This is a genomic window from Streptococcus infantis (assembly GCF_019929665.1).
GTDB lineage: Bacteria > Bacillota > Bacilli > Lactobacillales > Streptococcaceae > Streptococcus > Streptococcus infantis_H.
On the sequence record NZ_JAHZPZ010000005.1, the window covers coordinates 33194 to 57128 of the forward strand.

At 39.1% G+C, this 23935-nt stretch carries 20 protein-coding genes; 18 read left to right on the forward strand and 2 right to left on the reverse strand.

Annotation, left to right across the window (positions count from 1 at the left end; translation table 11 throughout):
• Positions 1 to 135: 135 nt before the first annotated feature.
• The 9 genes from K1I61_RS07830 (at position 136) to K1I61_RS07870 (ending at position 8749) form a co-directional block, all read left to right on the forward strand.
• Positions 136 to 822: an XRE family transcriptional regulator gene (locus K1I61_RS07830; RefSeq protein WP_223334624.1), complete on the forward strand. Its 687-nt coding sequence runs from the start codon at positions 136 to 138 to the stop codon at positions 820 to 822.
• A gap of 3 nt (positions 823 to 825) precedes the next feature.
• On the forward strand, positions 826 to 2241 hold the full coding sequence (locus K1I61_RS07835; protein ID WP_223334621.1) for a Y-family DNA polymerase: 1416 nt from the start codon (positions 826 to 828) through the stop codon (positions 2239 to 2241).
• Positions 2238 to 2600, forward strand: a complete 363-nt coding sequence (locus K1I61_RS07840) for a hypothetical protein (RefSeq protein ID WP_223334619.1) — start codon at positions 2238 to 2240, stop codon at positions 2598 to 2600. Before K1I61_RS07835 ends, K1I61_RS07840 begins: the two co-directional genes overlap by 4 nt.
• Complete coding sequence (locus K1I61_RS07845) at positions 2593 to 2871, forward strand: DUF5960 family protein (RefSeq protein ID WP_223334618.1); 279 nt, start codon at positions 2593 to 2595, stop codon at positions 2869 to 2871. Before K1I61_RS07840 ends, K1I61_RS07845 begins: the two co-directional genes overlap by 8 nt.
• A gap of 128 nt (positions 2872 to 2999) precedes the next feature.
• Positions 3000 to 3674: a hypothetical protein gene (locus K1I61_RS07850; RefSeq protein ID WP_223334616.1), complete on the forward strand. Its 675-nt coding sequence runs from the start codon at positions 3000 to 3002 to the stop codon at positions 3672 to 3674.
• Between the two features lie 3 nt (positions 3675 to 3677).
• Complete coding sequence (locus K1I61_RS07855; protein ID WP_223334614.1) at positions 3678 to 5186, forward strand: hypothetical protein; 1509 nt, start codon at positions 3678 to 3680, stop codon at positions 5184 to 5186.
• 48 nt (positions 5187 to 5234) lie between these two features.
• Positions 5235 to 6035, forward strand: coding sequence for an ADP-ribosylglycohydrolase family protein (locus tag K1I61_RS07860; RefSeq protein WP_223334611.1), 801 nt, complete (start codon positions 5235 to 5237; stop codon positions 6033 to 6035).
• A gap of 273 nt (positions 6036 to 6308) precedes the next feature.
• Positions 6309 to 8117, forward strand: a complete 1809-nt coding sequence (gene glmS, locus K1I61_RS07865) for a glutamine--fructose-6-phosphate transaminase (isomerizing) (protein WP_223334609.1) — start codon at positions 6309 to 6311, stop codon at positions 8115 to 8117.
• A 104-nt stretch (positions 8118 to 8221) separates the two neighbouring features.
• On the forward strand, positions 8222 to 8749 hold the full coding sequence (locus tag K1I61_RS07870; protein ID WP_223334607.1) for a hypothetical protein: 528 nt from the start codon (positions 8222 to 8224) through the stop codon (positions 8747 to 8749).
• A 78-nt stretch (positions 8750 to 8827) separates the two neighbouring features.
• Here the strand turns inward: K1I61_RS07870 and K1I61_RS07875 are convergent, their stop codons facing one another.
• The gene (locus K1I61_RS07875) at positions 8828 to 10303 is read right to left on the reverse strand and encodes an AcpB/EbpR/MafR family transcriptional regulator (RefSeq protein ID WP_223334604.1); all 1476 of its coding nucleotides are present in this window, start codon (positions 10301 to 10303) and stop codon (positions 8828 to 8830) included.
• Positions 10304 to 10459: 156 nt separating this feature from the next.
• Positions 10460 to 11944, reverse strand: a complete 1485-nt coding sequence (locus K1I61_RS07880; protein ID WP_223334603.1) for a DUF1846 domain-containing protein — start codon at positions 11942 to 11944, stop codon at positions 10460 to 10462.
• 152 nt (positions 11945 to 12096) lie between these two features.
• Between K1I61_RS07880 and K1I61_RS07885 the strand changes: the two genes are divergently transcribed.
• The 9 genes from K1I61_RS07885 to K1I61_RS07925 all read left to right on the forward strand — a co-directional run bounded on the left by K1I61_RS07885 (position 12097) and on the right by K1I61_RS07925 (position 23929).
• A complete protein-coding gene (locus tag K1I61_RS07885) occupies positions 12097 to 13707 on the forward strand; it encodes a glycoside hydrolase family 13 protein (RefSeq protein ID WP_223334601.1) in 1611 nt (536 codons plus the stop codon).
• Positions 13708 to 13875: 168 nt separating this feature from the next.
• Entirely contained in the window at positions 13876 to 15843 is a 1968-nt protein-coding gene (locus tag K1I61_RS07890) for a peptide ABC transporter substrate-binding protein (RefSeq protein ID WP_223334555.1), read from the forward strand.
• Between the two features lie 160 nt (positions 15844 to 16003).
• The gene (locus tag K1I61_RS07895) at positions 16004 to 17962 is read left to right on the forward strand and encodes a peptide ABC transporter substrate-binding protein (protein ID WP_223334553.1); all 1959 of its coding nucleotides are present in this window, start codon (positions 16004 to 16006) and stop codon (positions 17960 to 17962) included.
• A gap of 197 nt (positions 17963 to 18159) precedes the next feature.
• Positions 18160 to 19608: an LCP family glycopolymer transferase CpsA gene (gene cpsA, locus K1I61_RS07900; protein ID WP_223334551.1), complete on the forward strand. Its 1449-nt coding sequence runs from the start codon at positions 18160 to 18162 to the stop codon at positions 19606 to 19608.
• A gap of 1 nt (position 19609) precedes the next feature.
• Positions 19610 to 20341 (forward strand): capsular polysaccharide biosynthesis protein Cps4B, encoded by a 732-nt coding sequence (gene cps4B / locus K1I61_RS07905; protein ID WP_223334549.1) that lies wholly within the window; start codon positions 19610 to 19612, stop codon positions 20339 to 20341.
• Positions 20342 to 20349: 8 nt separating this feature from the next.
• Positions 20350 to 21042 carry a CspC family polysaccharide chain length determinant protein gene (locus K1I61_RS07910; protein ID WP_223334547.1) on the forward strand — a complete coding sequence of 231 codons (693 nt, stop codon included), beginning with the start codon at positions 20350 to 20352 and terminating at the stop codon, positions 21040 to 21042.
• Positions 21043 to 21052: 10 nt separating this feature from the next.
• Positions 21053 to 21745, forward strand: a complete 693-nt coding sequence (locus tag K1I61_RS07915) for a tyrosine-protein kinase (RefSeq protein ID WP_223334545.1) — start codon at positions 21053 to 21055, stop codon at positions 21743 to 21745.
• Positions 21746 to 21768: 23 nt separating this feature from the next.
• Positions 21769 to 23139: a sugar transferase gene (locus K1I61_RS07920; protein WP_223334543.1), complete on the forward strand. Its 1371-nt coding sequence runs from the start codon at positions 21769 to 21771 to the stop codon at positions 23137 to 23139.
• Between the two features lie 4 nt (positions 23140 to 23143).
• On the forward strand, positions 23144 to 23929 hold the full coding sequence (locus K1I61_RS07925; protein ID WP_223334541.1) for a LicD family protein: 786 nt from the start codon (positions 23144 to 23146) through the stop codon (positions 23927 to 23929).
• The last annotated feature ends 6 nt before the right edge of the window (positions 23930 to 23935 follow it).

Below are 23935 nucleotides of genomic sequence, written 5' to 3' on the forward strand. Positions count from 1 at the left end.
CCAGCCGTTTGCCAAACCTCAACATTTCTAGTAGACATTCGTCTACTTTTTTTATATAATAAAACTAAACCAAAATGGTTGAATTTAAAAAATATAGTCAACTTACGATGAAAACATCATGCTAGGAGGTAAATCATGTACCAACCAGAAAAACTCAAGGCTCGGAGAAAAGAGCTAAAATTAACACAGAAAGAGATTGCAGAGAAGCTTGGCATTAGTTTTCAGGCTTATTCAGCCTGGGAACGTGGAGTAAAGGAGCCTTCTAAAGAGAAGGTTGCTCAACTAGAAGATCTTTTAAAAGTACCAAAAGGCTATTTTACTCAAATCGAAATTGTCCGTCTTTATAACAGCCTTTCCAATCAAGGAAAAGAAAAGGTGGTAGTCTATGCTCGCAACTTGGCTCAAGAAGAACAAGTCAAGAAGGTGACTGCTATTTCAGAAAAACTCTACGAGTATCATGTCTATGAACGCATGTCGGCTGGGATTGGGGCTTCAGTTTATGATGATCGAAATTTCGATACGGTTTATTTCAATGAAGAACTAGCTCACGATTTTGCTTCATGGGTCTCTGGAGATTCCATGGAACCCAAATATCAAAATGGTTCAGTAGCTCTGATTCGAGAAACCGGATTTGATTATGATGGTGCTGTCTATGCAGTGGTTTGCAATAACCAGACCTATATCAAACGGGTCTATCGAGAAGAGGATGGCTTGCGTTTGGTCTCCATCAATCCTAAATACAAGGATATTCACATCTCTTACGAAGAAGATCCGCGGATTGTAGGCATTATCGTTGGGAACTTTATACCCATGGAGGGATAGTCTATGGGCTACTTTGATTATTCCAGAGAGCCCAAAAGTGATATTGCCTTTGTCGATATGAAGTCCTTTTATGCTAGCGTTGAGTGTGTAGAAAGAGGACTCCATCCCCTTAAAACCTCCCTTTGTGTCATGAGTCGGGCGGATAATTCTGTTGGGCTTATCCTTGCCTCCTCGCCTATGTTTAAAAAGGTTTTTGGAAAAGCAAATGTTGGCCGTGCCTATGACCTGCCCTTTGATATCAAGACGCGTAAATTTTCCTACTGTAATGCCAAAAAACAAGGCTTACGGACAGACCCAACCTATGTGAGATTTATCGAAGACTGGGCTCGGGTGACTGTCATTGTTCCTCCTCGGATGGATAAGTATATCGCAGTCAACATGGAAATTCAGCGCATTTTCCAGAATTATGGCAGTCCAGATGATATTTATCCTTATTCAATTGATGAAGGCTTTATTGATCTAACCAGTTCGCTCAATTATTTTGTCCCAGATCAGCAGATTTCTTGCAAAGATAAGCTAGACATGCTTTCGGCTCGTATCCAGAGAGATATCTGGCGACAGACCGGGATTTACTCGACAGTCGGTATGTCGAATGCCAATCCTCTGCTTGCTAAGTTGGCCTTGGATAATGAAGCCAAGCACACACCGACTATGCGAGCCAATTGGTCTTACCAGGACGTGGAAGATAAGGTCTGGTCCATTCCAAAGATGACCGACTTTTGGGGGATTGGGCATCGGATGGAGAAGCGCTTGAATAGTTTGGGGATTTATTCGATTAAGGAATTAGCCAATAGCAATCCTGATGTCCTGAAGAAAGAACTTGGGCAAGCTGGCCTTCGCTTGTGGTTTCATGCCAATGGAATAGACGAGAGTAATGTTCACAAGCCCTATAAAGCCAAATCTCACGGCTTAGGCAATTCGCAAATTTTACCGAGAGATTATGTCAAGCAGCGAGACATCGAAATTATCCTTCGAGAGATGGCTGAACAGGTGGCTATCAGGCTTCGACGGGCTGGGAAAAAGACAACGGTGGTTTCTATACATCTTGGGTTTTCTAAGCAGGAACAAAAACGCTCCATCCATACCCAGATGAAGGTGGAGCCGACCAACAGTACGAGTCTTTTGGTCAGCTATGTACTGAAATTATTCCATAGCAAATATACTTCTGGAGCCATCAGGAGTGTTGCTGTTAGTTATTCAGGATTTGTAGATGAATCCTTTGCTATGATTTCCCTTTTTGATGATGTTGACAAGCTAGAAAAAGAAGAAAGGCTCCAGACTGCCATTGATTCCATTCGAGAACAATTCGGCTTTACTTCTCTTTTGAAGGCGACTGCCTTAGAGGATGCATCGAGAAGTATTGCCAGAAGTAAGCTCATCGGAGGGCACTCTGCTGGAGGATTAGATGGACTAAAATGATTGATCGCTCTTATTTGCCCTTTCAATCCGCGAGGGACTATCAAGATCCAGGCATGCAGAAGTGGATGGGCTTTTTTCTATCGGAGCATACCAGTTCACTCAGTGCAGAAAAAAATCGTGTCGATTTATCAACAGACTTGAATCCAGTCGAGAAGTTGTTGCTACTTTCCCAGCTCTACGTCGGACGACTAAAAGGCTCTTTTATGGTCAAGGAGAAAAATCATAAAAGCTCGATATTGGGTGAAGTAATAGAATTATCTCCTCAAGAAATCTCTGTTAGAACGGATGAAGGCTATCGATTAATAAGGGTAGATGATATTCTCGCCATCCAACTGTATCAGGAGGAAGTTTATGACTAGAAAAGAGTTATATGAAAACAAACTGCAGATGGATTATTTCTCAGATGATTATATCCGCTTTGAAGAAGATTTCCAAAAATACTCTGCCATGAATGTTCCCCTGACTTTCTTGATTGACGACATTTTGCGAACCATGGCCATTAACCAAAAGAACTATTTTGTCTTGAATAAGGAAAATGCCAAGGACGGTAGGGAGCATCGGTTTTATTTTAGGGTGAAGATGTCCGAAAATAAAGCAGTTAGAGGTTTTAGCTATACTTTTTGTATCTAGAAAACGAAAAATCTTCATCTTTTACTGAAGATTTTTTATATTATATAATATTGAATAATATATATGATATAATAGGTTTGTAAAATTATACAAATTGACAAAAATGTCAGCTAATATGGAGGATTATTATGTTTGAACAAAATATAAAAAAATTAATCATTGTTTGTAATGATAATACAGTTGGGTATGCTAATTATTTGCGCCAACTTGTAAGCGCTAACGACGACGAGGATGATGTAATTGTGGGAACTAAAGATGATGCGATTAAAGTGAGTGTCTGGTTAGAACAAAACTATTTAGATAATATGTCTACAATTTCTTCTAATGAACATGTGCTTTTTATTGGTGAAAATCAGGCAAGTAAGAATGAAATATCCAGTATGCATGTAAAATTTGACAAATATGGAATGAAATATGGTTGGTTAGGAAAACGTGGGATGATGATTATTTCAAAAACTATAGATAATCCGGAAGACTATAATGAATTTATTGAGCTTTGTCGAAATTATAAAACAGAATTTGAACTTATCGAATTTAAAAAATCTCTACCAGAACAAGCTATAGATGCTGCGGTAGGCGCTATGGGGGATATTCCAAATGTTATTTCGAATGTGGGAAATACCCTATTTTCTTTCCTAGTAGGTTCTGCCCCAGCTATTGCAGCGGATGCAGTCAATGCGATTGCAGAAGCTACAAAATGGATTACAACAACAGAGGAGCAGAGAAAAATTACTGACCAACAATTCCGAGCTTTGACTTTAATATTATACATGGATGGATTATCAGAGTTCTTGGAGGGGTGATGAATGGATGGTTTTAGAGAGGGATATGAATTCTTTGAAAAGAACGTAGGTAATTTTATAGGACATACTTCCGGAGTACATTATGTAAACGCTGTAGAATCAGAGATAAAGAAGCTGGTGAATAATCTAGATGAATTCAAAGCAAGTGGTGCACTTGTAAATACATTAAAGGGAGATGTTGCTGAATTTTGGCATGCTGGATCGTATAACATTAATGCAGCTATTAATTCCTCAAAAAACAGAGTACAAGTCGATCGTAGCCATGATTTTGGTTCCGCTGACATTACGGGAGTAAACTTCGATGCTAAATTTGGCTTAAAATATTATAAGGATGGGGCATCTAGTGCCATCCAGCAATCAAAAAGTATTTTTAATCGTTTCAGTGAATATAAATCTCAGGGTGGCAAAGATGGCTTAGAATTATATTTAGAAAAGCGAGGATATTCAGCAGATACAGTTTTGAGTGATCCGATTTACTCAGGGCAGTACAGAGTAATTCCATCAGACCAGTTAAAAGAAGCGACTTTATTTTTAGAACGAAAAATAAGAGAAGAAGCTGCAAAACGACCAGAGCAAGTTCATCGCTATGAAGAGACTCTCAAATTACTGAATGATAAAGTTACAGACAATATGGGGAATGAATCGATTGCTTTGTCGGAACAGGAAGCACGAGAACTTGCAAGATTGTCTAAAGAGGGTGGAGTAAATCCTGAGAACTTACATTTAACTACTGAAGAGTTGATTAAGTATGCCGATATATTGAAACAGGCATATAAAGCTGGCTTAACTGCAGCAACAATATCAATGGCATTGAGAGTTGCTCCTGAAATATGGAATGCAGTAGCTTACCTAATTAAAAATGGAGAAGTTGAAGAAGGTCAATTCAAAAAGATAGGATTTGCAGCGATTACAGGTGCAGGCGAAGGATTTGTAAGAGGTACAGTGTCAGCATCAATTACAGCAAGTTGTAAGGCAGGATTATGTGGTAGTGCAATGAAATCTATTGATCCGTCAATTGTTGGAGCAGTGACTGTATTAGTGATGAATTCCATGAAAAATTCGTATCAAGTCACTACTGGAAACATGAGCAGAGCTGAGATGGTTAATGAATTAATCAAAGAAATGTTTGTAACAACATGTGCTTTATCTATGGGAGCTGCAAGTCAATCACTAATTGAAATTCCTGTGTTAGGATACATGATTGGTAGTTTTGTAGGATCGATAGCTGGATCTGTAATTTACTCTTCAATATACAATCCAGTACTATCATTTTGTGTCGATTCAGGCTTTACTCTATTTGGTTTAGTAGATCAAGATTACGAGTTGCCAGAAGAAGTATTAAAAGAAATAGGAATTGAAATTTTCGAATATGAAAAGTTTGAATACGAACCGTTTGAATACGAGAAGTTTGAATATGAGAAATTTGAATATGAACAATTTGAATATGAGAAGCTTCATACGATATTCCTAAGACGAGGAGTGATTGGTGTAAATTGTATTGGTTATATGTAACTATTTAACGTGATAGAAATCTTTAGAAAAACTTCTAGGAGGTAGCTTATGCTAGGAGCAGTTATTGGAGATATTATTGGTTCCCGATTTGAGGCGGATAATCATAAAAGTAAAGAGTTTGATTTGTTCACCCAGGATTCTTGTCCGACCGACGATAGTATCATGACCTTGGCGGTTGCTAAAGCCATATTGGCTAGTAGGGAAGACTGGGGTCAACTCTCGAAAAATGCAGTGAAATACATGCAAGAGATAGGGAGACAATATCCAAATTGTGGCTATGGCGGTCATTTTTTCTACTGGATCTTTTCAGATGATCCTCAACCCTATGGGAGTTATGGGAATGGATCTGCCATGAGAATTAGCCCTGTCGGTTTCGCGGCAGATAGCATAGAGCAGGCAAAGGCTTTGTCCCAAGCAGTGACAGAAGTGAGTCATGACCATCCTGAGGGACTAAAAGGTGCAGAAGCAGTTGCAGTAGCTATCTTCTTGGCTAGAACTGGTTCTAGCCGCCATGAAATCAGAGACTACATCGATAAAAACTACTATTCCATGGACTTTACCCTGGACCAAATTCGTGAGGACTATAGCTTTGATGTGACTTGTCAAGGTTCGGTTCCTCAGGCTTTCCAAGCCTTTTTCAAGTCACAAGATTTTGAAGATGCTATCAGAAATGCTATTTCCATCGGAGGAGATAGCGACACCATCGCTGCTATCTGTGGAGGTCTTGCGCAAGCCTACTATGGAATTCCTGCTCCAATCAGAAATCAAGCTATGGCCTATTTGGATGATCATTTAGTAGAGATAGTGGATACTTTTGAAAGCACCTATCCCATCCACCCTAATAAATAATTGGCTGCGAGGAGTGAGAAAAGATAAACTATGATATCTAGTGTTAGACAGGGTATGGATATCAATTGATTAGCTATATTTCTAAGCCGTTCAAGAGCTATTTCTTGAATGGTTTTTTGTTTGCTGTTTAAAAACAATTGAGCTATACCAATTTTTATTCTTGACAAGTGAAAGAAACAAGTATATACTGTTTTCACTGATTCTAAAAACAGAAAATCAGACTATACCAATTTCGATAAGGAGAAAGCACAGCTTGCCTGTGTCGTATATACTATGTGTGGAATTGTTGGTGTTGTTGGAAACACAAATGCAACTGATATTTTGATTCAAGGGCTTGAAAAGCTCGAATACCGTGGTTATGATTCTGCGGGAATTTTTGTTCTAGGTGGTCCTGAAAGCCATTTGGTCAAGGCTGTTGGTCGTATCGCAGAATTGTCTGCCAAGACAGCTGGGGTTGAGGGAACAACTGGTATCGGACATACTCGTTGGGCCACTCACGGAAAACCAACAGAAGATAACGCTCACCCACATCGCTCTGAGACAGGACGTTTTGTCTTGGTCCACAATGGGGTGATCGAAAACTATCTTGAAATCAAGGAAGAATACCTTGCAGGTCACCACTTCAAGGGACAAACGGATACAGAAATCGCTGTTCACTTGATTGGGAAATTTGTAGAAGAAGACGGCTTGTCAGTACTTGAAGCCTTCAAAAAAGCTCTTCACATCATCCGTGGTTCATATGCCTTTGCTTTGATCGACTCTGAAAATCCAGATGTTATTTATGTGGCGAAAAACAAATCACCACTTTTGATTGGTCTTGGAGAAGGCTATAACATGGTCTGCTCAGACGCCATGGCCATGATTCGTGAGACCAACCAATACATGGAAATCCATGACCAAGAGTTGGTAATTGTGAAAGCTGATAGCGTTGAAGTTCAAGACTATGATGGAAATAGTCGTGAGCGTGCTAGCTACACTGCTGAACTTGATTTGTCTGATATCGGTAAGGGAACTTATCCTTACTACATGCTCAAGGAAATCGATGAGCAACCAACTGTTATGCGTAAGTTGATTCAAGCTTACACAGATGAGGCTGGTCAAGTAGTGGTTGATCCAGCTATCATCAAGGCTGTTCAAGATGCAGACCGTATCTACATTCTTGCAGCTGGAACGTCTTACCATGCAGGATTTGCTTCTAAGAAGATGCTTGAAGAATTGACTGATACACCAGTTGAACTTGGTATTTCATCTGAGTGGGGATATGGTATGCCACTTCTCAGCAAGAAACCACTCTTCATCTTTATCAGTCAATCTGGTGAAACAGCTGATAGCCGTCAGGTTTTGGTTAAGGCCAATGAAATGGGCATCCCAAGCTTAACAGTGACAAACGTGCCAGGATCAACCCTTTCACGTGAAGCCAACCATACTATGTTGCTTCACGCAGGTCCTGAAATTGCCGTAGCGTCAACTAAGGCTTATACAGCCCAAATCGCAGCCCTTGCCTTCCTTGCAAAAGCAGTTGGTGAAGCAAATGGCAACGAAAAAGCCAAAGCTTTTAATCTGGTTCACGAGTTGTCTATCGTAGCCCAGTCTATCGAATCAACTCTTTCAGAAAAAGAAACCATTGATGCTAAGGTTCGTGACCTTCTTGAAACAACACGCAACGCCTTTTACATCGGACGTGGCCAAGATTACTATGTAGCCATGGAAGCCAGTCTCAAGCTCAAAGAGATTTCTTACATCCAATGTGAAGGTTTTGCGGCTGGAGAACTCAAGCATGGAACCATTGCCTTGATTGAAGAGGGGACACCAGTTTTAGCTCTCTTGTCAGACCCAGTCCTTGCCAACCACACTCGTGGAAATATCCAAGAAGTGGCAGCGCGTGGCGCTAAGGTCCTTACAATCGCAGAAGAAAATGTTGCCAAAGATACAGACGATATCGTTCTTACGACCGTTCACCCTTACCTCTCACCAATCTCAATGGTCGTACCAACGCAACTAGTCGCTTACTTTGCAACCCTTCACCGTGGACTTGATGTGGACAAACCACGGAACCTTGCTAAGTCTGTAACGGTAGAATAAGGAAGTCCTGTTGCTGAATTCCAACATTTCTTGTCAACCTAGCAAAATCTTGTTATACTATAGAAAAGTAGTTAATAGTGAAGTATAAGGAGATTGGAGCGGAAATGAAAAAGGGGAAAATTTCATCTATCATAGGACTCTTGTTTGCAAGTTCATTTTTGATTCGGACTGTAGTGATTCATCAAATGAGAGCTTCAAAGAAACAAGAGAGTGAAAAGATTGCTGCAGTTCAGGAATTTATCAAATCCCAAGAACAGGCTGAGGCAGAAAAGCAAAAGGATACTTTTAAGGGTATCCTTGGAAATGGATTAGGAACTTCTGAACCAAGACCTAGCTACGACAAAACCATATTTGTGAATCAACAATACGATATTGGTGTTCGAGACGGAGCCTATTATCTACTGACACTCAGTAGCAACAAAGAACTCTTGCTAGAAGGGGTCGATGACGCCTATGCCTTGGCTGTTAAGAATGAAGATAAAAACAAACAAGAAGTTGCTATGGTTGTTCATAAAGATGGAGCTTGGCATATTATAAATGGTGAAGGGGAAGTTACAACAACCCTTGACCGACAATATATAACAGCTCATACCAAGCTTGTGATTAAGAATAATACTGTTGATTTTGAATAATGTGATTGGTTCATGATTCTTTAGAGAAAACATAGATTTACAAAAACCTCCTAGATATTTTCTAGGAGGTTTTTAAATTTATAAATCTTGCATAGAAATCTTATTGAGTTCGTTGACAACTTGCAGGATAGATAGTCGACTGATATTAATGACGAGCATGTCTTCGAGGCCTTTGATATCAAAATTAGTGATAATAGCATCGTAGTCACTATCCATGATTTCTTCGATGTTAAGGGTTTCTTTATCCCAAGTTTCATACTGGATGTTATTTGAAGTATGGAATTCGTAGAGAGAAATCAAGAATTGTGGGTGGGCAAAGTCATACTCACTCAGAACTAAGACCTTGACTTTCTTTTTATGTTCAAATAATTGATCTGTAAGCCCTTCAGCGTGGGTAAACAGGGTGTAAATCAGGTGAGAAAGGGCAGGAGTCTTCTCCTTTTGTCCCATAATGTTTTTGTATCGCATCATTTCAAAGACAGTTGCTTCATAAAATTTAGGGAAGAATTTTTTAATTTTTCCAAGCGTATAATCCTTATTTTGTGAAATGATCGATTCGGAGTTGATTTCTCTTCTCTCAAGCAAGGCAGTATTGTGTAAGTTCCAAATCAAGGTATCCGTATTTGAAAATTGAACACCAAATCTTCGAGTCAAGTTGTCTAGAATGTCTCGTGCAGCATGATAGGAACGATCGACTTGTTCGTAAGATTGACGGGCAGCTAGGAAATCTTCAACTGTAAAGAAGAGAGCAGGTTCTGCAAAAGGGCTAAAAATCTGATTGAGGTTCTCTGGTGTAATTTCAACATTGAGGCCTTGGGCCAATTCTTGCAGTTGCTGTTGGAAATCATCAAGCTGGTCGTAGATTGGGCTCAACCAAGAAGTACTTTGTTTTGGCAAACGAACAAAATAGCCTCTCTTCATTCGGTGCAAATCGACTGTAGCCTGCGTTCTGATTTGGTAAAGATTTTGATATTTTGCAGGGAATTTCGCCAAATTGATAAAGAAAGAAACAAAATTATCAATGTCTGCTTCTTTGATTTCTGTGAAGGGCCATTCTAAAAAGCTATAGGCCTCGTGGAAATATTGGGAGAAGAAAAATCGAATATCTTTTTCATCGCCAATGATAGAGATAGGGGTTACCTTGAGCTTAAAGCGATAGGTTCCATCAAGAATCTTATTGATATCCGCAACCTTCTTACGCAAAGAAGGAAGAGAAATATCCAAAGATTCGGCAAGATGTTCATAGGTAAAAGGTCTGTCCAAGAGGAAGAAAGCTTTTAAAATTTGGAAATAATCAGATGTCTGTAAAAAATATTGATAGATTCGCTCGATACCATTATTTTGTACATTCACCATCATAATCCCTGCAGTTGAATGTCTGATATCAAAGTCAGGGAAGACTTCGCGTAAATCCTTGATATCACTCTTGATGATACGAGCGTTGTAGCCAATAATCTTAGATAAATCATCTAGGTAAATCCAGTCAGGATTTTCAAACAAATATTCTAAAATCTTTAATTGTCTCTGCTCTTTTTGGCTGAGTAGTTCTCTCATTATAAATAAACTCCCGAAGTAATGTTAGAATAATTAGAAAAGAAGATAACCGGAGATTGTCAGAATTCTTGCATAAAAGAAAGTCACCCCTTAAGAGAGAGTCGAAATCTATCGAAGAGGGGTGATACTTGATAAGAAGTTCTACGAGTCTTCAATCTATTTACGATATAAACGATCGTATTGGTAGTATGGATCAAAGGTTACGTTAATTCCCAATTTACGGAGAACATTCTTATCTTCGTCCGTTAAGATGACAGTAGAATGAGCTTCGCTTCCTTTGAGATTTCCGAGTTCTTTCATAGCACGGTCTGCATCCGGATTCTGCATAGCTGTGATTGCAAGAGCGATGAGAATCTCATTGGAATGAAGACGTGGATTGCGACTACCTAAGTGATTGATTTTCAAACCTTGGATTGGTTTCACCACTTCTGGTTCAATTAACTTGGTTTCAGCATCGATATTCGCTGACTTTTTGATAGCATTGATCAAGGCAGCAGCTGTTGGACCAAAGAGTTCCGAGTTTTTACCAGTGACAATTTCACCAGAAGGTAACTCAAGTGCTAGAGCAGGTCCGTTTGTTTCTTCGGCTTTTTGTCGAGCAGCAACAGCGACCTTGCGGTCGGCTGGTGTGATGCCGAGATCATTCATGAGAAGTTCGATTTTCTTGACAGCAGACTCAGTAACTTTTTCAGCTTTAAAGTCGAGAACGGTTTGGTAGTAGCGACGGATAATCTCTTGTTTTGATGCTTCAATTGCCGCATCGTTATCAGTAATTGCAAAACCAACCATATTTACACCCATATCGGTTGGAGATGCATAAGGAGACTCGCCCAAGATACGTTCAAGCATACGTTTGAGAACAGGGAAAATCTCAATATCACGGTTGTAGTTAACTGTTGTTTTTTCGTAAGTTTGGAGATGGAAAGGGTCAATCATGTTAACGTCATCCAGGTCTGCTGTAGCAGCCTCATAGGCTAAATTGACTGGGTGATGAAGGGGCAGGTTCCAAACTGGGAAGGTTTCGAATTTAGCGTAACCAGACTTGATACCATTGATTTGGTCGTGGTACATATTGGACATACAAGTTGCCAACTTACCTGAACCAGGTCCAGGAGCTGTCACGACAATCAAGTTACGACTAGTTTTGATATAGTCGTTTTTCCCCATACCTTCAGGTGAGATGATGTGATCCATATCTGTCGGATATCCCTTGATAGGGTAGTGGAGATAAGAGTCGATCCCATTTTTCTCTAATTGATTACGGAAGGCATCTGCTGCAGGTTGACCAGCATATTGAGTGATAACGACAGAGCCAACAAAGATACCTAATTCGTTAAATTTATCAATCAAGCGAAGCACTTCTTGGTCGTACGAAATACCCAAGTCACCACGAGCCTTTGAGTGCTCGATATTGCTAGCGTTAATGGCAATGACAACCTCAACTTGTTCTTTCAACTCTTGCAAGAGTTTGATTTTGTTATCTGGCTCATATCCAGGAAGGACGCGGGCAGCGTGGAAATCTTCCAACATTTTTCCCCCAAACTCTAAGTAGAGCTTGCCGTCAAATTGGTTGATACGCTCCAAAATATGGTCGCGTTGTAAGTTTAGATATTTTTCAGAACTAAAAGCTTGTTTTTTCATTTTTTTACCTCTGACTTCTATTATAATAAAAAATTGGAAGATAGGAAACTACGGAGTCAAAAAAGAAATTAAAAAGATTAGGCAAACGCTTGCACTAAGTTTGAAAAAGCGCTATCATAGACTATAGATTATTAAAATAATGAGGTAAGAAGATGCAAGAAAAATGGTGGCATAATGCAGTTGTCTATCAAGTCTACCCTAAAAGTTTCAAGGATAGTAATGGAGATGGAATTGGTGATTTACCCGGAATAACTAGCAAGTTAGACTATCTAGCTAAGCTAGGAATCACAGCAATCTGGCTTTCACCAGTTTATGACAGTCCAATGGATGATAATGGTTATGACATTGCCAACTACCAAGACATCGCTTCTATCTTTGGAACCATGGAAGACATGGACCAGCTGATCGCTGAGGCCAAAAAACGAGACATTCGAATCATCATGGACTTGGTTGTCAATCATACATCCGATGAGCATGCTTGGTTTATCGAAGCGCGTGAAAATCCTCAAAGTCCCGAACGTGACTACTATATCTGGAGAGACCAGCCCAATGATTTGACGTCTGCTTTTAGTGGTTCTGCTTGGGAATACGATGAAAAATCTGGTCAATATTACCTACACTTTTTCAGTAAGAAACAACCAGACCTCAATTGGGAAAATGAAGAGCTCCGCCAAAAAATCTATGAGATGATCAATTTCTGGATTGATAAGGGGATCGGTGGTTTCCGCATGGACGTAATCGATATGATTGGAAAGATTCCGGATGAGAAAATCGTGAGCAACGGTCCTATGTTGCACCCTTATCTCAAGGAGATGAACAAGGCAACCTTTGGGGATAAAGATTTGTTGACTGTTGGTGAAGCCTGGGGAGCAAATCCAGAAGAGGCTAAGCGTTATTCGAACCCAGAAGGTCAAGAGTTGTCTATGGTCTTCCAGTTTGAACATATTTGTCTTCAGTATCAGGAAGGTCAACCTAAATGGCATTACCAAAAAGAGTTAAATGTAGGGAAATTAAAAGAGATTTTCAACAAGTGGCAAACAGAGCTCGGAGTGGAAGATGGTTGGAACTCCCTATTCTGGAACAACCATGATCTTCCACGCATTGTTTCCATTTGGGGGGATGAGGAGCAATACCGTGAGAAATCAGCTAAAGCTTTTGCGATTTTACTTCATTTGATGAGGGGGACGCCTTATATCTATCAAGGTGAAGAAATCGGTATGACCAATTTCCCATTTGAAAGTTTGGAGCAAGTAGAAGATATTGAATCTATCAACTATGCCAAAGAGGCGCTAGAACAAGGTGTACCGCTAGAACAAATTATGGATAGTATTCGTGTGATTGGACGTGACAATGCTCGTACGCCAATGCAGTGGGATGCTACAGATTATGCTGGCTTTTCAAGCACGAAGCCATGGTTAGGAGTCAATCCAAACTATGATGCTATCAATGTTGAGTCTGCTTTAGATGATCCAAACTCTATCTTCTATACCTACCAAAAATTAGTCCAGCTTCGCAAGGAAAATAGCTGGCTGGTTCAAGCTGACTTTGAATTATTAGAAACGGCTGAGAAAGTCTTTGCCTATATTCGCAAGGACGGGGAACGCCGTTTCCTAGTAGTAGCTAACCTCTCAAATCAAGAACAAGAATTTCACTTTAATGGGGTTCTCAAATCAATCTTAGTTGCTAACACCGAGATTCAAGAAAATCTCGAGCAACTAGCACTGGCTTCTTGGGATGCATTCTGTGTCGAATTGACCAATTAAACCTAAAAAACTCAAGTATCCAAGATGCTTGAGTTTTTTCTAAAATAAGTGTAGAAATTTCTTAAAAAAATATTATTTTGAATTTTCTAAAAAATACCCTTAAAACCCTTGCTTTTATAAAAAAATAGGGTATAATGGTGAAAAATAGTATTTTAAAGGAGAATACCGATGAAATCGAAAAAGTTGCTCGCAGTAGCAGGGATAACGATGAGTGCAGCTCTTCTTTTAGCGGCTTGTGGAAAGACAGAGAAAAAAGCAGACGCTCCAACAACATTTTCATACGTATATGCCATCGATCCATCAACATTGGATTATAGCGTTACAAGTAAAAGTTCAACATCAGACGTCATCGCTAACTTGGTCGACGGACTCTTGGAAAATGACAAATACGGAAACTTGATTCCATCTCTTGCTGAAGACTGGTCGGTTTCGCAAGACGGTTTGACCTACACTTACAAGCTACGTAAAGGTGTCAAATGGTATACTTCTGAAGGTGAAGAGTACGCTGAGGTCAAGGCTCAAGACTTTGTGACTGGTTTGAAGCATGCTGCTGATGGTAAGTCAGATGGTCTAACTCTTATCCAAGATTCTATCAAAGGCTTGGCAGAATACGTTAGTGGTGAAAGCAATGACTTCTCAACAGTTGGAGTTAAAGCAATTGACGACTACACTGTTCAATACACCTTGAACAAACCAGAAAGCTTCTGGAATTCCAAGGTAACAACAGCGACTATGCTCCCAGTTAATGAAGAATTCCTGAATTCTCAAGGTAAAGATTATGGTGCAGCAACACCTTCAGGTATTCTCTATAATGGACCATATATTTTGAAGAACTTCACTTCAAAATCAGTGATCGAGTACGAAAAGAACCCTAATTATTGGGATAAAGACAATGTTAAGATTGACCACGTCAAACTTACTTTCTACGATGGTTCTGACCAAGAATCGTTGATTCGTAGTTTCTCATCAGGAGCCTATACAACAGCTCGTCTCTTCCCAACAAGTTCAAACTTTGACTCAACTAAGCAAGAATACGGGGATAAGATTGTCTATAGCCCGCAAGAAGCAACTAGCTATTACTTTACTTTCAACGTGAATCGCCAGTCTTACAATAAAACAGCTAAGACAGATGAAGCGCAAAAGACTTCTACAAAAGAAGCGCTTCTTAATAAAAACTTCCGCCAAGCCATCAACTTTGCTCTTGACCGTCATTCTTATTCTGCTCAGATGAATGGTGAAGAAGGAGCGGACAAGATTATCCGTACCAGTCTTGTACCGTATGACTATGTTCAGGTCGGTGAAAAGACCTTCGGTGAATTGGCTCAAGAACAATTGGTAACATATGGAGACCAGTGGAAAGATGTAGCTTTGACAGATGGTAAAGACACTATTTACAATCCAACAAAAGCAAAAGCTGCCTTTGAAAAAGCCAAGTCAGAATTACAAGCCAAGGGCGTAACCTTCCCAATTCATTTGGATATTCCAGTTGAACAAACAGATGTCATTGCTGTTCAACAAACCAACTCCCTCAAACAATCTGTCGAAGCAGCACTTGGAACTGAAAATGTTGTCATCGATGTGCTTCAAATGACAGATAATGAGAAAATGAGTATTACTTCTCAAGCCAAGGTTCCTTCTCAAAAAGACTATGACTTGAATGGAACTGGTTGGGGACCAGACTATCAAGATCCAGCTACTTATCTAAATATCTTGGATGCTAAGAAGGGTTCTGCCCTTAAACACTTGGGTATCACAAAAGGTAAAGATTCAGAAGTCATGGCTCAAGTTGGACTTGATGAGTACAAGAAACTCTTGGATGATGCAGCATCAGAAACAACCGACCTTAACAAACGCTATGAAAAATATGCCAAAGCACAGGCTTGGGTATCTGATAGCTCACTCCTCATCCCTGTAGCGTCTTCAGGAGGTTCTCCTACAGTTAGTCGTACAGTACCATTCTCGAAAGCCTACTCTCAAGTTGGTATCAAGGGAGATCCGTTTGTATTCAAAGGTTTAGAGTTGCAAAATGATATTGTGACTACTAAAGAATACGAAGAAGCTCTCAAGAAATGGCAAAAAGAGAAACTTGAAACAAATGCTAAATATCAAAAAGAGTTAGCGAACCACGTTAAATAATTTTAAACAACGGTGAAAGAAATCCTGATTTTATGCGGGGTTTCTTTCTTTTTTCATATACTGACGAGAGGGCAAATAATTAAATAACTTTACTTTTGGGGCGAAATTTGGTAGAATAGTTATATGTCATAAAACCTAACATACAAGGAGAAAATGAATCATGAAACTCAAAAAACGACTGATTGGAGCGGGGTTGACGCTTGCCGCGGCGGTCTTATTGACGGCATGTGGTAAAACAGCGACAGATGCTAAAACCTACTCGTCTACCTTTGGTGCTGACCCAACAACCTTTAACTACCTGTTGGACTACGCTGGTGATAATACTGCTGTTGTAACCAACTTGGTAGATGGTTTGCTTGAAAATGACAATTATGGAAATCTCATTCCTGCTCTTGCAGAAGATTGGAGTGTTTCAAAGGATGGTTTGACTTACACTTATAAGCTTCGTCAGGATGCTAAATGGTTCACTGCTGATGGGGAAGAATATGCTTCAATTAAAGCGCAGGATTTCGTCACAGGTATCAAGTATGCAGCTAATAACAAGAGTCAAGCTCTCGATTTGATTCAGAACTCAATCAAGGGATTAGATGATTATGTGACAGGCGCAAATACTGACTTTTCAAATGTTGGTGTCAAAGCCTTGGATGACTATACTGTCCAATATACCTTGACACGACCAGAACCATTCTGGAACTCTAAGACAACTAACAGTATCTTGTTCCCTGTAAACGAAGAATTCCTTGCTTCTAAAGGTAAAGACTTCGGAACCCTGAAACCAGATAGCATTCTTTATAGCGGACCATATTTGTTAAAAGATTTTACATCTAAGTCTTCTATCGAATATGTGAAAAACCCACATTACTATGACCAAGAAAAAGTAACGATTGAAAAGGTAAAATTGGCCTACTTTGATGGTTCAGACCAAGACTTGACAATTCGTAACTTTGAAAGTGGTGCTTATTCATCTGCAGGTGTTTATCCAAACAGCTCAAACTTCGCTAAGACCAAGGAAAAATACAAGGACAATATCGTTTATAGCTTGCAAGATGCGACATCTTGGTACTATAACTTTAACGTCAACCGCGGTGCTTATAACCATACTGCAAAAACAAGTGATGAGCAAAAACAAGCTACCCAAGCTGCGATTTTAAATAAAAATTTCCGTCAAGCGATCAACTTTGCCATCGATCGTACTGCCTACTCAGCACAATCAAATGGTGAAGAAGCAGCGAAAAATACCCTCCGTAACACACTTGTGCCACCAACTTTCGTACAAGTCGGAGACAAGACTTTTGGTGAAACAGTTGCTTCAAAATTGGTCAACTATGGCACACAATGGTCAAATATGAATCTTGAAGATGCTCAAGACGGTTATTTCAACAAAGAAAAAGCGCAAGCTAAGTTTGCTGAAGCTAAAAAAGAATTAGAAGCTCAAGGTGTGAGCTTCCCAATTCATTTGGACTTGCCTGTAGACCAGGTTAACAAGACCTTGCTTTCTGGAACAAACTCAATCAAACAATCAATCGAATCAACGCTCGGTTCTGAAAATGTAGTGGTTGATGTTATCCAATTGTCAACAGATGATTATACAAATGCAACAGTTCAAGCACCAACTCCTGCAGATCATGACTATGATTTGAACTTGGATGGATGGTCAGCTGACTACCAAGATCCTTCAACTTACCTCAATCCTTTCAATGCTGAGGATGGATTCTATCTCAAGATTTTAGGACTTGATCCAAGTAAGGACACAGCTAAGATTACTAGTCTAGGATTGGACCAATATACTCAAAAATTGAAAGCAGCAGATGCAGAAAACACAGACGTAGCTAAACGCTATGAAAACTACGCAGAGGCACAAGCTTGGTTGATTGATAGTTCTCTTCTAATCCCAGTTGTGTCAAACGGTGGTGGAGCTTCAGTAACACGTGTGACACCATTTACACGAGCTTACTCACTTGTCGGAATCAAAGGTACTGGAAGTAACTATAAGTACATGAAATTGCAAACCGAAGTCGTAACAACTGCTCAATTTGACGAAGCTAAAGCCAAATGGGAACAAGAACGTAAAAACTCAGTCGAAAAGAGTCAAAAAGAATTCGAAAGTCACGTTAAATAATAAAAAAATAGAGCTTTTTAAGAGCTCTATTTTTTTATTTTAGCTGTTTTTTGAAAACATAAAATGTAGTAAAAGCGCTAATAAATATACACTAACTAAATACATTTTCAAAATAAAACGTTTCCTTGACTAATGTAGATAGCCTTTAGAGGTACTTTGTGATATAATTGAATTAAAATGTTTTGAAGAGGTGTTCCATGAAAAGTAGACGCATAAAAAAAAGTAAATCTAGCAAGTTTCAGCAGAGTTTAAACATTGGTTTGTTGCTAATCTATGCTGTTCTAGCTTCTTTTTTATTGTTTTTGATTTTTAAATATCAAATTTTAGCAGTCAGCTATTTCAATATTATCTTGGCAGTAGTTTTAGTGCTCATAGCATTATTATCCCTCTTGTTGATAGTTAAACGCAAAGCCAAGGTGTTCACCTTGATAGTCCTATTGCTCTCGATTTTATTTAGCTCTGTAGCTTTAGTAGCTGTAAATCGATTTGTAGGACTTGCCAATCAATTTAACGCAACTTCAAATTATTCAAGCTACTCTATAAGTGTGGCGGTGTTAGCAGACAGTGAGATTAATAACGTTTCTCAACTTTCTAGTGTAGCTGCTCCAACAGGATCAGATGCTGAGAATATTCAAAAATTGATAGATGACATTAAAACAACTCAAAACAAGGAATTGACAGTAGAAGAAGCGTCTTCTTACCTAGCGGCCTATAAGAGCTTGTTAGATGGAGAAACCAAAGCAATCGTCTTAAACAGTGTTTTTGAAAATCTGATTGAGCAGGAATATCCTGACCACGCTAAGAAGATCAAGAAAATCTACACCAAGGATTTGACCAAGAAAGTGGAAGCGCCTAAGGTGGCTACAGGAAATTCTTTCAATGTCTACATCAGTGGGATTGACACCTATGGTCCTATTAGTTCAGTTTCGCGCTCAGATGTCAATATCATCATGACAGTGAATCAAGATACTAAGAAGATTCTTTTGACGACAACTCCTCGAGATGCCTATGTCCCTATTGCAGATGGTGGAAACAACCAAAACGATAAATTGACGCATGCGGGGATTTACGGTGTAGATGCTTCTATCCATACCTTAGAAAATCTTTATGGTATCGACTTGAACTACTATGCCCGCCTTAATTTTACTTCGTTCTTGAAATTGATTGACCTTCTTGGAGGCGTTGACGTCTATAATGACCAAGAATTTACATCGCGTCATGGGCAATACCACTTCCCGGTCGGCAATGTCCATCTGGATTCTGAACAAGCTTTAGGATTTGTACGTGAGCGTTATTCGCTTGCGGATGGTGATGGGGATCGCGGCCGTAACCAACAAAAAGTCATTGCGGCGATTATCCAGAAATTAACCTCGGCAGAATCCCTGAAAAACTATGACAGTATTATTCAGAGCTTGCAGGATTCAATTCAGACCAATATGCCGCCAGAAACAATGGTAGGCCTTGTCAACACTCAGTTGGCAAGTGGAGGAAAATATACCGTTACTAATCAAGATTTGAAAGGAACTGGTCGTATGGGTCTCCCGTCTTACGCTATGCCAGATAGCAATCTTTACATGTTAGAAATCGACCCAACAAGCTTGGAAACTGTTAAAACGGCTATTAAAGATACCATGGAAGGAAAATAAGATGATTGATATTCATTCACATATTGTTTTCGATGTTGACGATGGACCTAAAAATAGAGCTGAGAGCAAGGCTCTCTTAGAGGAAGCTTACGCACAAGGTGTTCGAACCATTGTTTCCACCTCTCATCGTAGAAAAGGAATGTTTGAAACACCAGAAGACAAAATTGCAGCTAATTTTAGCGAAGTTAAACAGTTGGCTCAAGAAATCGCACCAGATTTGAATATCGTGTACGGAGCTGAGATTTACTTTTCTAGCGATGTTTTAGAAAAACTTGAACAGAATATTATCCCAAAACTCAATGACACTCGTTATGCTTTAATCGAGTTTAGCATGAATACACCCTACAGAGATATTCATAGCGCCTTGACTAAAGTTCTCATGTTAGGAATTACACCAGTGGTTGCTCATATTGAGCGCTATCACACCTTGGAAAACGATGAGAAAAAAGTAAGAGAGCTCATCAATATGGGCTGCTATATGCAGATTAATAGCTCGAGTGTCTTAAAACCGCGGCTTTTCGGAGACACCTACAAGTTTATGAAAAAGCGTGCTAGGTACTTCTTGGACAAGGACTTAGTACATGTAGTGGCTAGCGATATGCACAATTTGGATAATCGACCGCCTTATATGAGTGAAGCTTATGATCTCATTGCTAAAAAATACGGAGCAGAGAAAGCTCGTGAACTTTTTGAAACAAACCCATCAAAAATAATAAATGATCAACTAATTTAGGAGAAATGATGAAAGAACAAGATAAATTTGAAATCGATGTATTTCAATTGGTAAAAGTGCTATGGAAACGAAAATTCCTCATTGTCTTAGCTGCACTAGTAGCAGGTCTAGCAGCTTTTGCTTATAGCTCATTTGTGATTAAGCCACAGTATACTAGTACTACTCGTATCTATGTTGTTAATCGTAACCAAGCAGATAAGCCAGGTTTGACGAATCAAGACCTACAGGCAGGTGCTTACTTGGTAAAAGACTACCGTGAAATCATCCTCTCTCAGGATGTTCTTGAAAAAGTAGTGGCCGACCAAAAATTAACTATGGATGCAAAAACTCTTGGAAGAAAAGTTTCAGTAACAGTTCCAGCAGACACTCGTATTGTATCTATCTCGGTTCGAGATGGCAATCCTGAGGAAGCAAGTCGTATTGCCAATGCACTCAGAGAAGAAGCTGCTCAGAAAATTATTTCTGTAACACGAGTGTCAGATGTAACGACACTTGAAGAAGCAAGACCAGCAACATCACCATCTTCTCCAAACATTCGTCGCAATACAATGATTGCCACTATAGCAGGTGTAGGATTCGTCACGATTATCGTGCTTTTAGTTGAATTGTTGGATGATCGAGTGAAGCGTCCAGAAGATATCGAAGAAGTGATGCACATCTCACTTTTAGGTGTTATTCCAAATCTTGAGAAATTAAAGTAAAGAGGGAAATATGGTAAAGTTAGAATTATCAGAACAACGATTACACTCTGTAAAAAAAGCTGAGGAGTATTATAACGCACTACGGACCAATATCCAGTTGAGTGGAGATGGTCTCAAAGTGATTGCCCTTTCTTCAGTTAGACCTGGAGAAGGGAAGTCGACTACTTCAACCAACATAGCTTGGGCATTCGCGCGTGCAGGCTATAAGACACTCCTTATCGATGCCGATATTCGTAATTCGGTAATGTCAGGTGTCTTTAAATCTCGAGAAAAAATTACAGGTTTGACAGACTACTTATCAGGAACCAAAGATTTATCTCATGGTTTGTGTGAAACAAACGTAGAAAACTTGTTTGTCATTCAATCAGGAGCTGTTTCACCAAATCCGACTGCTCTTCTTCAAAGTGACAAATTTGAAGCAATGATTGAGACTTTACGCAAATACTTTGACTATATCATTGTGGATACAGCCCCTATCGGTGTTGTCATTGATGCGGCTATTATCGTACAAAAATGTGATGCCTCTATCCTGGTAACTGAAGCTTCTGCAACAAAACGGAGAGAAGTTCAGAAAGCTAAAGATCAGCTAGAGCAAACAGGAACACCATTCTTAGGAGTTATTCTGAATAAATTTAATATTCAGCTTGAAAAATATGGTTCATATGGTTCATACGGGAACTACGGTTCATACGGGAAGAAATAAGTAGGAAAAAAAGGGAGTAAAAAATGGAAGGAAGGGGTTTCTACAACGTAACTCTAGCGTTTTTGCAGAGTATACTAGTCAGTATATTGGCTTATATACTAATCTCTGTATCTGAAACAGAAATTGTTGCAAAAACGGTTTTTGTTCTGTATTTTCTTCATTTTGCAGCCTTCTATATCAGTGGCTACGGAAAGGATTTTTTTAAACGCAGTCAATCCGTCGAATTGATAGAGATAGTAAAATACATCATCTTTTTTGCATTGCTGATTAGTTTTTCTAGTTTTTTCCTGAAAGACCAATTTGTTATTTCAAGGCGTGGTATGATTTACTTCCTATCTTTGTACGGAGTGTTTAATTATATCCTGAGTTTTGTTATCAAAAAATATTGGGTGCATTTTAATCACAATTTAAAAGGGAGTCGTAAAATTATTTTGATTACTGCGACATCCCGAATTGAAAAGGTGATAGATCGGTTGTTGAGTGCAACTGATGTCGGTGGGAAACTTGTCGCTGTGAGTGTACTAGACAAACCGGATTTCAAACATGATAAAGTAACGGTTATTCCTCGAGAAAATCTCATTAATTATGCAACTCATGAGGTTGTGGACGAAGTTTTTGTGAACCTGCCTAGTGAGGATTATGATATCGGTAGCATTATTTCACAATTTGAAACAATGGGAATTGATGTTACTGTAAATTTAAATGCCTTTGATAAGAATTTAGGTAGAAATAAACAGATCCATGAGATGGCTGGATTAAATGTAGTAACTTTTTCTACAAACTTATATAAACCAAGCCACATAGTTGCCAAACGAATTATTGATATTTTAGGGGCAATTGTTGGGTTAATCATCTGTGGACTAGTAAGCATAGTCCTTGTTCCAATGATTCGAAAAGATGGTGGACCAGCAATCTTTTCTCAAACTCGAATAGGGAAAAATGGTCGTCATTTCACTTTTTATAAATTCCGGTCTATGCGAGTAGATGCGGAAGAAATCAAGCAGCAATTGATGGATCAAAATACCATGCAGGGTGGTATGTTTAAGATGGACAATGACCCTCGTGTTACCAAAATTGGACACTTTATTCGAAAGACAAGTTTGGATGAACTGCCCCAATTTTGGAATGTGTTGATTGGTGATATGAGCCTAGTAGGAACTCGACCTCCAACAGTGGACGAATACGAAAAATACACACCTGAACAAAAACGTCGTTTGAGTTTCAAACCAGGAATTACTGGCTTGTGGCAAATTAGTGGTCGTAGTGAAATTACCAACTTTGATGATGTTGTCAAACTAGATGTGGCCTATATCGATGATTGGACAATCTGGAAAGATTTTGAAATTTTATTAAAAACAATAAAAGTAGTGCTGATGAGAGATGGAGCAAAATGATTCTATGAATAAAGTGAGAGAAATTCAATTAGGAGAGTTAACTCTTTTAGAAAGTTATATCGATCTTTGTAAAAGACATAATTTGCGTTATTACGCCTTGGGTGGGACATTACTCGGTGCCATTCGTCATAAAGGATTTATCCCATGGGATGATGATATGGATTTAGGAATGCCCAGAAAAGATTATGAAAAATTCTTGTCAATCTGTGAGCAAGAGCTTCCTGAAAGTGTTATTTTAAGACTTCACGACGATAATCTAGGTAATACTTCGATTATGGATACTTCAATCCAAATTCAATTTGGCAATGAATGGTGTAGTCCCTTTATTGATATCTTTCCCTTAGATGGTTATCCAGAAGATGGGATCCAGTACTGGTTGCATACGAATAAAATAAAATTGTATCGTGCCTTGTCTAAAATTTCTGTCATCGATCGTTTGCATGAAAGAGATAGAGGCTTGTTCGAAAATGCAATTGTGAAAGTTTCCAAAGCCTTAAAATTAAATAAGCTCTTAAACACTTCAAAAATTAATAAAAAATTACAAAATATCATTAAACAATATGATTACGAGACTAGTACCATGGTTGGAAATGTCTTAGGTTCTTACCGCGAGCGAGAACTCGCAAGAAAAGAAGTGTTCGGGGAACCGCAATTACTAGAGTTTGAAAACTTACAAATTAGTTGTCATGCAAATCCTGATGAATATTTGACAAAAATATATGGTGATTACATGCAACTACCAAAAGAAGCTGAACGGAAGGGTCATTTTGAGTCTACGTGGGGAGATTAAATTGAA

What these genes read in the sequence shown, in the direction of transcription:
- cps4B (WP_223334549.1), top strand. Translation starts at nt 19,610, where the DNA reads ATGATTGATATTCATTCACATATTGTTTTCGATGTTGACGATGGACCT.
- K1I61_RS07885 (WP_223334601.1), top strand. Translation starts at nt 12,097, where the DNA reads ATGCAAGAAAAATGGTGGCATAATGCAGTTGTCTATCAAGTCTACCCT.
- K1I61_RS07880 (WP_223334603.1), bottom strand. Translation starts at nt 11,944, where the DNA reads ATGAAAAAACAAGCTTTTAGTTCTGAAAAATATCTAAACTTACAACGC.
- K1I61_RS07915 (WP_223334545.1), top strand. Translation starts at nt 21,053, where the DNA reads ATGGTAAAGTTAGAATTATCAGAACAACGATTACACTCTGTAAAAAAA.
- K1I61_RS07860 (WP_223334611.1), top strand. Translation starts at nt 5,235, where the DNA reads ATGCTAGGAGCAGTTATTGGAGATATTATTGGTTCCCGATTTGAGGCG.
- glmS (WP_223334609.1), top strand. Translation starts at nt 6,309, where the DNA reads ATGTGTGGAATTGTTGGTGTTGTTGGAAACACAAATGCAACTGATATT.
- K1I61_RS07840 (WP_223334619.1), top strand. Translation starts at nt 2,238, where the DNA reads ATGATTGATCGCTCTTATTTGCCCTTTCAATCCGCGAGGGACTATCAA.
- K1I61_RS07835 (WP_223334621.1), top strand. Translation starts at nt 826, where the DNA reads ATGGGCTACTTTGATTATTCCAGAGAGCCCAAAAGTGATATTGCCTTT.
- cpsA (WP_223334551.1), top strand. Translation starts at nt 18,160, where the DNA reads ATGAAAAGTAGACGCATAAAAAAAAGTAAATCTAGCAAGTTTCAGCAG.
- K1I61_RS07910 (WP_223334547.1), top strand. Translation starts at nt 20,350, where the DNA reads ATGAAAGAACAAGATAAATTTGAAATCGATGTATTTCAATTGGTAAAA.
- K1I61_RS07850 (WP_223334616.1), top strand. Translation starts at nt 3,000, where the DNA reads ATGTTTGAACAAAATATAAAAAAATTAATCATTGTTTGTAATGATAAT.
- K1I61_RS07920 (WP_223334543.1), top strand. Translation starts at nt 21,769, where the DNA reads ATGGAAGGAAGGGGTTTCTACAACGTAACTCTAGCGTTTTTGCAGAGT.
- K1I61_RS07830 (WP_223334624.1), top strand. Translation starts at nt 136, where the DNA reads ATGTACCAACCAGAAAAACTCAAGGCTCGGAGAAAAGAGCTAAAATTA.
- K1I61_RS07925 (WP_223334541.1), top strand. Translation starts at nt 23,144, where the DNA reads ATGAATAAAGTGAGAGAAATTCAATTAGGAGAGTTAACTCTTTTAGAA.
- K1I61_RS07855 (WP_223334614.1), top strand. Translation starts at nt 3,678, where the DNA reads ATGGATGGTTTTAGAGAGGGATATGAATTCTTTGAAAAGAACGTAGGT.
- K1I61_RS07845 (WP_223334618.1), top strand. Translation starts at nt 2,593, where the DNA reads ATGACTAGAAAAGAGTTATATGAAAACAAACTGCAGATGGATTATTTC.
- K1I61_RS07895 (WP_223334553.1), top strand. Translation starts at nt 16,004, where the DNA reads ATGAAACTCAAAAAACGACTGATTGGAGCGGGGTTGACGCTTGCCGCG.
- K1I61_RS07890 (WP_223334555.1), top strand. Translation starts at nt 13,876, where the DNA reads ATGAAATCGAAAAAGTTGCTCGCAGTAGCAGGGATAACGATGAGTGCA.
- K1I61_RS07875 (WP_223334604.1), bottom strand. Translation starts at nt 10,303, where the DNA reads ATGAGAGAACTACTCAGCCAAAAAGAGCAGAGACAATTAAAGATTTTA.
- K1I61_RS07870 (WP_223334607.1), top strand. Translation starts at nt 8,222, where the DNA reads ATGAAAAAGGGGAAAATTTCATCTATCATAGGACTCTTGTTTGCAAGT.